At 73.5% G+C, this 5,391-nt stretch carries 6 protein-coding genes; 5 read left to right on the top strand and 1 reads right to left on the bottom strand.

What is annotated here, in order from left to right:
• Together N869_RS16645 and N869_RS12630 are read left to right on the top strand one after the other, a co-directional pair.
• On the top strand, window positions 1–598 hold a 598-nt coding region (locus N869_RS16645), incomplete at its 5' end, for an SSI family serine proteinase inhibitor (protein WP_084137133.1).
• A 116-nt stretch (window positions 599–714) separates the two neighbouring features.
• Window positions 715–1,356 carry a superoxide dismutase family protein gene (locus tag N869_RS12630; RefSeq protein ID WP_035062224.1) on the top strand — a complete coding sequence of 214 codons (642 nt, stop codon included), beginning with the start codon at window positions 715–717 and terminating at the stop codon, window positions 1,354–1,356.
• Here the strand turns inward: N869_RS12630 and N869_RS12635 are convergent.
• Entirely contained in the window at window positions 1,346–2,755 is a 1,410-nt protein-coding gene (locus N869_RS12635) for a UTP--glucose-1-phosphate uridylyltransferase (protein WP_035062225.1), read from the bottom strand. The genes N869_RS12630 and N869_RS12635 overlap by 11 nt on opposite strands.
• A 67-nt stretch (window positions 2,756–2,822) precedes the next feature.
• Here N869_RS12635 and N869_RS12640 point away from each other — a divergent pair, with 67 nt between their 5' ends.
• The 3 genes from N869_RS12640 to N869_RS12645 all read left to right on the top strand — a co-directional run.
• Window positions 2,823–4,811 carry an ATP-dependent metallopeptidase FtsH/Yme1/Tma family protein gene (locus N869_RS12640; protein WP_156968536.1) on the top strand — a complete coding sequence of 663 codons (1,989 nt, stop codon included), beginning with the start codon at window positions 2,823–2,825 and terminating at the stop codon, window positions 4,809–4,811.
• Between the two features lie 97 nt (window positions 4,812–4,908).
• Complete coding sequence (locus N869_RS17875) at window positions 4,909–5,085, top strand: hypothetical protein (protein ID WP_198026071.1); 177 nt, start codon at window positions 4,909–4,911, stop codon at window positions 5,083–5,085.
• Between the two features lie 84 nt (window positions 5,086–5,169).
• Window positions 5,170–5,391, top strand: a 222-nt coding sequence (locus N869_RS12645) for a hypothetical protein (RefSeq protein WP_035062226.1), incomplete at its 3' end; no start/stop codon positions are given.

The following is a 5,391-nucleotide window of genomic DNA, read 5'->3' on the forward strand; positions in this document are numbered from 1 at the left end:
GGACCACCCCGCAGCCCGAGCCGCCTGCGCGGCGCTCGACACCCGGACCGGACGGGCCGCGCTCCAGCCCGTGCCGCCGGGGACACCGTGCACCGACGTGTGGGGCGGGCCGCAGGTCGCGCACGTCCGGGGCTACGTCGACGGCCGACGGGTGGCAACGGCGTTCGACCGGACCAACGGGTGCGAGATCGACAGGTGGGACGCACTCGCCGCCCTCCTCGACGTCCCGCACGCCACCGGGCCGGTCGCCCAGGTCACCGTCACGATGTACCCGACGGGCTCCGGTCGCGGCCACCGGGCGACGCTCGAGTGCGGCCCGACCGGTGGGGACCATCCCCGTGCCGAGGCCGCCTGCGACGCGCTGCTCAGCGCCGCCGGCCAGGCCGCCCTGCCACCGGTGCCCGCCGACGTGCTCTGCACCCAGCAGTGGGAGGGCCCTGAGGTCGCGCACCTCGAGGGCCACGTCGGCGACCAGAAGGTCTCCACCAGGTTCAGCCGGCACAACGGTTGCGAGATCGCCCGGTGGCGGGCCCTGGCACCCGTGCTCGAGCTCGTCCCGGTGCACGGCTGGCCGTCACCGGTTCCCGTCGACAGGTGACGTCCGGGGAGGTGGGCGCCCACCGGTGCCCACCTCCCCGCACCGGTGCGGATGCGACGGACGGCGGCTTGTCGGACCCTGGTGCCCGTCAGCATCACCACCAGGGGGAAGAACTCATGCGACGTACGACCCGTGCTCTTCTCGTCCCGGCCGCCGCCACGGTCCTGCTCGTGGGCTGTACCGCCGACGACGTCGAGGACCCGCCCGGCGGCCTACCCGCCGAGGACGCGACCACAGAGGACGGCGCAGCCGGGATGGACACCGAACCGGGTGCGACCGCGGTCCTGCGCACACCCGAGGGTGAGGAGATCGGGACGGTGTGGCTCACCGACACCGGCACCGGCACCGAGGTGCGGGTGCAGGCCAACGGGCTGGAACCCGGCTTCCGCGGGTTCCACATCCACGGCATCGGCGAGTGCGAGCCCGACAGCCCGGCGCCCGACGACCCCGACGACGTCGGGGACTTCCTCTCTGCCGGGGGTCACCTCGACCTGGACGGCAGCGACCACGGCGCGCACGCTGGCGACCTGCCGCCCCTGCTGGTGACAGGCCAGGGAACCGCCGACCTGACGATCCTCACCGACCTGTTCACCATCGAGGACCTCCTCGACGAGGACGGTGCCGCGTTCATGGTCCACGGCGAGCGTGACAACTTCGCCCACATCCCCGAGCGCTACGCCCCCGACGGCCCGGACGAGGACACCCTCGCCACCGGCGATGCCGGGCCGCGCATCGCCTGCGGGGTCGTCACCCCCTGACCGGGGCCGCGCGGGTGGCCCCGTCGGCGGTGACGGTGGAACCAGCACCGACCGTCGCCGGGGCCCCGGGGTCCTCCAGGCGAGCCTCGCCCTCCACCCGGACGTCCTGCTCGAACGTCCAGTCCCCCCGCACGCGCAGTGCCGTCGCGCCCACCAACGACGGGGTGTGCCGGACCCTCTGGTCGAACGCCCGGATCGTCTTGTAGTGGGCCGGGTCGAGGTCCACCAGGGGTGCCGGCACCTGCGCGGCGAGCCGGTGGTCCTCCGTCGCCCGGTACACGTCCGACCGCAGGACGAGCAGGTCGTTGGTGGTCTTCACCGGCAGGAACCGTGAACGGTCGACCTCCAGGACCGTCGCTCCCTCGAACACCTCGATCGCCGCACCCATGGCACTCTCGATCTGCACCACCGGCGTCGAGCCCGGGTCCGACGGGTCGACGGTCTTGTCGTTACGGATCAGGGGGAGGCGAAGCACGCCGCCCGTGGCCTCCAGCTCGGCGGCCAGGGCCTGCAGGTCCAACCACAGGTTGTTGGTGTTGAAGAACCGGTGGGTGTCGATGTCACCGGCCGCCCCGGCGTCCTCCGCCGGGACCTGGGCGCTCTCACGCAGCACGATCCGGCCGTCGGCCCGACGCACCACCAGGTGCCCGCCCTTGCGGTCGGCGGGCGTGCGGCGTGCCACCTCTGCAGCGAACGGGGCGCCGGTGGTCGCGAACCAACCGGCGACCCGCGCGTCCGGCGCGGCGCCGAGGTTGTCGGCGTTGGACACCGACGCGTACCGGAAGCCGCGCTCCAGGAGCGCGTGCAGCGTCCCCGAGGCCAGGAGCGCGGTGTAGAGGTCGCCGTGGCCCGGCGGGCACCACTCCAGCCCGGGATCCGCCGGCCAGCGGACGGGGGTGAGGTCGTCGGCACGGAGCTTCGGCTCCCTGTTCTGGAGGAAGTCCAGCGGGATCCCCTCCACCGGGAGGTCGGGGTAGGCGGCCAGGGCCCGGAGCGTGTCCTCCTGGGTGCGGAAGCTGTTCATCAGCACCAGTGGCAGGCGCGCACCGGTCGCGGCGCGCGCCGCGAGGACCTGCCGGGCGATCACGTCGAGGAACGTGTGCTCGCCCCGGACGGCCAGCAGGGACTTGGCCCGGTCCATGCCCATCGAGGTTCCCAGGCCGCCGTTGAGCTTGATCATGACCGTGGCGGCGAAAGCCTCGCCGGCGACGTCGTCGGCCACGTCGATCTCGCGCAGGTGGGGCACCTCCTCCAGGGGTGCGACCTGCGCCTCGGGGATCGTGCCTGTCTCTCCGTCCACCAGCATCTGGTAGAAGCGGGAGAAGACGTCGACTGCGGTCGGGGCCACCCCCGCCTCCTGCATCTTGGTCCGGGCGAGGTCAAGTCCGTCGGCGCTCATGACTTGATGGTATGACTCGCGGGCCGGATGGGCTCAGGTCCACGCCAGGAACGCCGATGTGTCCTTCGTGAGCCCTCGCAAGAGTCCGGCCCTCGCGCCGTCGGTCACCGCCCCTCCGCGCCCCGCACCGCTGCGCCCCGAGCGCACGGCACCCGAGCATGAGCACGAACCGCTCACGCCGGTCCTGGACCCGGACGACCGCGTCGCCGGGCCGACGCCGTCCCCGGAGCAGGCGGACGACACCGCGCCCCCCGCGCGCAGGGGACCGCGGTGGAGCCCGGGCCGCCCCGGGGGTCGCACCCTCCTCGTGGTCGGCGGCATGCTGGCCCTGGGTGCCGTCCTGGCTGTGCTCGTCGGACCGGTCCTGGTCGGGGAGAAGGACGAACCCGTGACCGCCAGCCTCACCGAGGCGCTCGCCATGGTCGAGGCCGGGACCGTCACCGAGGCGCTGGTCGACGACCGGTCCCGGTCCCTGGACCTGACCGTGGAGGACGGCGCCGCGGTGCGGGCCGAGTTCCCCGCCGCGTACGCAGGTGACCTGACCGCGACCCTCCTCGAGGCCGGCGTCGAGGTCAGCGCCGTCCCCCCGCGCGAGATGTCGCCCACGCAGCAGCTGCTCGTGCGCCTGGGGGTCGTGGCCCTCGTCGTCGCCGTCCTGATCGGTGTCGTGCACGGCTCGCGCACCCGCGGGGTCCTGGGACGCAGGCGCAAGGCACTGGCCGCCGGTGAGGTGCCCCAGGTCACGTTCGCCGATGTCGCCGGGGTCGACGAGGCCGTCGACCAGCTGCGCGAGATGGTGCAGTTCCTGCGCGAGCCCGAGCGCTTCGAGGCGGTGGGCGCGACCCGGCCCCGGGGCGCGCTGCTGGTGGGCCCACCAGGAACGGGCAAGACCCTCCTGGCACGCGCCGTGGCCGGGGAGGCCGAGGTGCCGTTCTTCGCACTGGCCGGATCGGACTTCGTGGAGACGTACGTCGGCGTCGGTGCGCGACGCGTCCGGGACCTGTTCGCCCAGGCCCGCAAGGCCGAACGCGCGATCATCTTCATCGACGAGATCGACGCGGTGGGTCGGGCCCGGTCCTCCAACCACACCTCCAACAGCGACGGGGAACGCGAGAACACCCTGATCTCGCTGCTGAACGAGATGGACGGGTTCGCCGGCTCGCACGTCATCGTCCTCGCCGCCACGAACCGGGCCGACACCCTGGACCCGGCGCTGACCCGACCCGGGCGCCTGGACCGCCAGGTCCAGGTCCCCAACCCGGACCGCCGCGGCCGCACCCTGATCCTGCAGGTCCACGCCAGGTCCAAGCCCGTGGCCGACGACGTGGACCTGGTGCAGATCGCCCGTCAGACACCCGGGATGTCCGGCGCCGACCTGTCCCAGGTCGTCAACGAGGCGTGCATGGAGGCGGCCCGCCAAGGTCGCACCACCGTCGACGCGGCATGCTTCCAGGCCGCGGTGGCGACCGTCGCGATGGGCCGGGCCCGCACGTCGGCCCTGATCACCGACTTCGACCGGGAGGTGACGGCATGGCACGAGGCCGGCCACACCTTGGCCGCGGCCCTGCTCCCCGACGCCGACGACCCCGTCTCGGTCACGATCGTGCCCCGCGGCCCGGCCGGCGGCGTGACCTGGATGAGCGGCAACGACGACGTGTTCCTGCCCCGCCGCAAGGCCCGCGCCCAGCTGGTGGTCGCACTGGCGGGACGTGCGGCCGAGGAGCGACTCCTGGACGGGGAGCACACCCAGGGCGCGTCCTCGGACCTCCACAGCGCCACCAACCTCGCCACCGCGATGGTGACCCGGTACGGGATGACGGACTTCGGGTACGCCCACGTCGACGACGAGACCCTGCGCCTGGGCGGTGCGGTGGCGGCTGAGGCCCACGCACGCGTCGACACCCTCCTGCGGGAGGCCCACACCCAGGCCACGAGCCTGCTGGAGGCCCACCACCCCCTCCTCGAGGCGATGGCCGCAGCCCTGATGGTCGAGGAGACGTTGTCCGCGGGGCGGGTCCAGCAGATCATCGCCGAGTTCGAGGCCTCCCCGGCCTGACCGTGGCACCGGTGCCGCGTGCGCCCTGCACCCGGGGCTCCCACCAGTGGCGCCCGCCCCGGGTGCGGCGCACCGGGACCCGTGCCAACCTGGGCCGATGAAGGCGATCCTGATCACCCTCCTGGTCCTGTGGCTGTTCTTCTCGGTGCTCGGCGCGATCATCGAAGGACTGCTGTGGCTGACGGCCATCGCCGTGGTCCTGATCATCGCGACGATCGCGTACGGGGCGGTCAAGCTCCGCTCGACGGTGCGGAGCGACGACACCCCGCGCTGACGCGCGCATCCCGGACCGCGGACCAGAGACCTGCGCGGGCCAGATAGGCTCAAGCCCTGTCCACGGTCCGAGGGAGGTCGCCGCATGCTCCGGCAGGCCACCTCGTCGTACCTGAAGGCACGCGCGGGGACCCTGACGCTGCTGGCGCTCGTCCTGACCGTCACAGCCGGCGGCCTGCAGGCACCGGGCGCTTCTCCCCCGCCGACCGGCCAGCGGACCGTCGCCGCCCCACCGGCACCGTCCGCCTCCCGCGCGGGCACCGCACCTCGCGGGAACGACACCCGGGCGCACGCCGAGCAACGCGTC

This window comes from Cellulomonas bogoriensis 69B4 = DSM 16987 (genome assembly GCF_000767165.1).
Taxonomy (GTDB): domain Bacteria; phylum Actinomycetota; class Actinomycetes; order Actinomycetales; family Cellulomonadaceae; genus Actinotalea; species Actinotalea bogoriensis.

Coding starts and splice junctions, on each gene's coding strand:
- N869_RS12630 (WP_035062224.1), top strand. CDS start 715: ATGCGACGTACGACCCGTGCTCTTCTCGTCCCGGCCGCCGCCACGGTC.
- N869_RS12635 (WP_035062225.1), bottom strand. CDS start 2,755: ATGAGCGCCGACGGACTTGACCTCGCCCGGACCAAGATGCAGGAGGCG.
- N869_RS17875 (WP_198026071.1), top strand. CDS start 4,909: ATGAAGGCGATCCTGATCACCCTCCTGGTCCTGTGGCTGTTCTTCTCG.